The organism is Deinococcus sp., assembly GCF_025362455.1.
GTDB lineage: Bacteria > Deinococcota > Deinococci > Deinococcales > Deinococcaceae > Deinococcus.
Map to the genome: position 1 here is coordinate 1 of NZ_JANYGJ010000110.1, position 2,077 is coordinate 2,077.

General features: G+C 66.0%; 1 protein-coding gene. It reads right to left on the bottom strand.

What is annotated here, in order from left to right; genetic code table 11:
- Positions 1–2,077 (bottom strand): hypothetical protein (locus Q0R23_RS08680; protein ID WP_293912135.1); only part of this gene is annotated, 2,077 nt, incomplete at both ends.

Genomic DNA, 2,077 nt, shown 5'->3' on the forward strand with positions numbered 1-2,077 from the left:
AGCGAGTGGCTGTAGCTCAACGTCACCTCACCCGGCTGAGTGGGCGTGGTGAAGGTCACGTCGTTGGTGCCGCTGGTGGCACTCAATGTGCCCGCCGTCGCGTTCCAGACAGCGCGCTCCGGGCGCAGGCCGCCCCCGACCAGCGAGACCTGCATGCCGGGGAAGGCGACGGCCTCACTGCCTCTCCAGGGGGCAAAGAGGTCCAGGTTCGGCTCCAGCACCGTCACCTGGGCCTGAGCCTGAACACCGCCGCCCTGCACCGTGACCGTGATTGGCCCGGCCTGGCGCGGCGCGGTGAAGGTCGCGGTGTTGCCATTTGGAGTCAGGGTGCCTGCGGAGGCGCTCCATGTGAGCGGCGGGGTGGTAGCAAAACCAGTGACCGTACTCTGGAAAGACGTCGATTCACCGGGTAGGAGCGTCGTGCTGGTAGGTGTCACCGAGAGCGCCGTGACCACGACTGTCACCGGGACGGTCGCCTTGATCTCGGGGTAGCCGACGACGCTGCCGGTGATGGTGTAGCTCCCCGGAACAGTCGGCGCGGTGAAGGTGACCGTGTTGCCGTTGGGCACCAGGGTGCCAGCAGAACTGGTCCAGGTAATCCCCTGGGGACCGACCAGGCCGGTGATCTCGCCCTGAACCTGACGTGTCTCGCCGCCGCTCATACTCACTTCGCTCGGGGTGAGAACCAGTTTGATGTCCCGAACCACGACGCGGGCCGTCGCCTGGAGATCCGGGCGACCCTGGACGGTCGCCGTGACGGTGTACGTTCCCGCCTGGCTGGGTGCGGTGTACCGGGCGGCACCGAGGCCGGGCGTGAGGGTGCCGCCCGACGCACTCCATTCGATGGTCGGCGTAGCCTGACCGAGGCCGCCATAGGTGACGTTGAACCCGATGACCTCGCCCACGCGGGCCTCTGTGACCGCAGGTGAAAGGCTGATCTGGGCACCCAGCACCTGAACCGGAATGGTGGCGCTGACTGCCGGGTCGCCCTGCATCTGGACGGTGACGGTATCGTCGCCCGGCGTGGCCGGAGCGGTGTACGTCACAGCGTTGCCAGACGGCGTGACGCTTCCCCGCGCCGCGCTCCAGACCAGCGGTTTCCCAGCGAGGTCACCGAGCAGGTCGGCCCTTAGCGGAATGCTCTGGCCCACGAACGCGCTGGCGCTGGAGGTCGCGGTGATGGCCGACGAACGCACCGCGACTATCGCCGTGCTCGTGGCTCCGGCCACGCTGGCGGTGACGGTCAGTTGACCGACGGTGTTCGGCGCACTCAGGGTGACCACGCCGTCCACATTGGCGCTGAGTGTTCCACCAGTGGTGGTCCACTGCACGTCTGCGAGGTTGGCCTTGCCCTGGACTGAAGCCCGGAGCTGCACTTGCTGTCCGGCGCCCACCGCCGTGTTGGCAGGTGAGACCGCCAGCGACGGATGGTTGGGATCGTACTGCAAGGCACTCTGCGCCAGCTCCGGTTTCTGCGAGACCGCCACGTCGAAGGTGCAGTCCTTCACCGCTTCGGCGTCGGTCACGCCTGCTGCGCGGCAAGTGGCCTCGGCCTGGGTCAGAACTGGCGGCGCGATAGGCTGGGGTGGGGGCGGAAAGTCCAGTCGGGTGAAGGTAGCGGTGCTCTGACCCGCCCCGTAGCGGAACAGTGATTCCGCTGGCTGGACCCGCCAGGAATCTCCAAAGCCCTTGTAGAGCTGCTCGAAGCTCGGATTCGACAGATAGGACGTGCCGTCGCGGCCTTTGAAATCGTTGCTGGCGTTGCCATCAGCGTTCCCCAGCAGACCCTGAAGTGTGCCCTGAATAGCTGGAGGGACGTACAGTGTAACGAAACTAAAGACTTCGGGCTGCAACAAAATCACCGCCGCATTGCCGTCAGGCCAGGTCACCGTCGCGGTTGCACTCAAAGTCGGATTGCCGGAGATGTCGATACGCCCGCCCTTGGGAAGGTCGCGGGACAGCTTGGATGTCAAGCTGAACGGTATTTCCTCGTCGTTGACCGTCAGCAGGCCGACACCGCCGTTGTTGCCCGTCGCGCCGAGGGCGTAGAAGCCGACGGTATCGCCGTTCACGTTCA